1 protein-coding gene is annotated in these 726 nt (G+C 65.6%); it reads left to right on the top strand.

Features of this window, described 5'->3' with window-relative positions:
* A partial coding sequence (locus FNQ90_RS28285) for an integrase core domain-containing protein (protein ID WP_182608494.1) occupies positions 1–665 on the top strand: 665 nt, incomplete at its 5' end.
* Positions 666–726 lie beyond the last annotated feature (61 nt).

Here is a 726-nt window from a genome sequence, read left to right as displayed (position 1 = left end):
CCTCCAAGATCGTCCTGGACACCTTCCGGCAAGCCGCCCAACTGCACGGATACCCCGCCTCCACACTGACCGACAACGGCCTCGTCTACACCGTCCGCCTGGCCGGCCCCAGCCGACGAGGCGGACGCACCGCACTGGAGAAGGAACTACGCCGCCTGAACATCACCCAGAAAAACGGCAAACCCAGCAGCCCCACCACTCAAGGCAAGATCGAACGCTTCCAGCAGACGATGAAGAAGTGGCTCACCGCCCAGCCCACCCAGCCCACCACCCCGACCGAGCTACAGGCCCTGCTCGACACCTTCCTCCACACCTGCAACCACCACCGACCGCACCGGTCACTTCCACACCGCGCGACCCCGGCAACGATCTACACCGCCCGCCCCAAAACCGCACCCGGCACCGACCGCAGCACCGACACCCACGACCGCGTACGCGCCGACCGCGTCTCCAAAGCCGGCTCCATCACCCTGCGCCACGGCGGAACCCTCTACCGCATCGGCATCGGACGAACCTACGCCGGAACCTACGCCCTGGCACTCATCCAGGACCTCGACATCCGCGTCATCAACGCCACCACTGGCGAGATCATCCGCGAACTGGTCCTCGACCCCACCGTCATCTACCAGCGCACCGGCCGCCCACCAGGCCCCACCCCAAAATGACGAACGCCCGAACCTACAAACCTGTAGGTTCGGGCGTCCTCGATGTCCTGAGACATCACAT

This window comes from Streptomyces alkaliphilus (assembly GCF_014141535.1).
Taxonomy (GTDB): domain Bacteria; phylum Actinomycetota; class Actinomycetes; order Streptomycetales; family Streptomycetaceae; genus Streptomyces; species Streptomyces alkaliphilus.
Note: the sequence above shows the minus strand (reverse complement) of the source record. Positions and strands in the feature narration are given on the sequence as shown.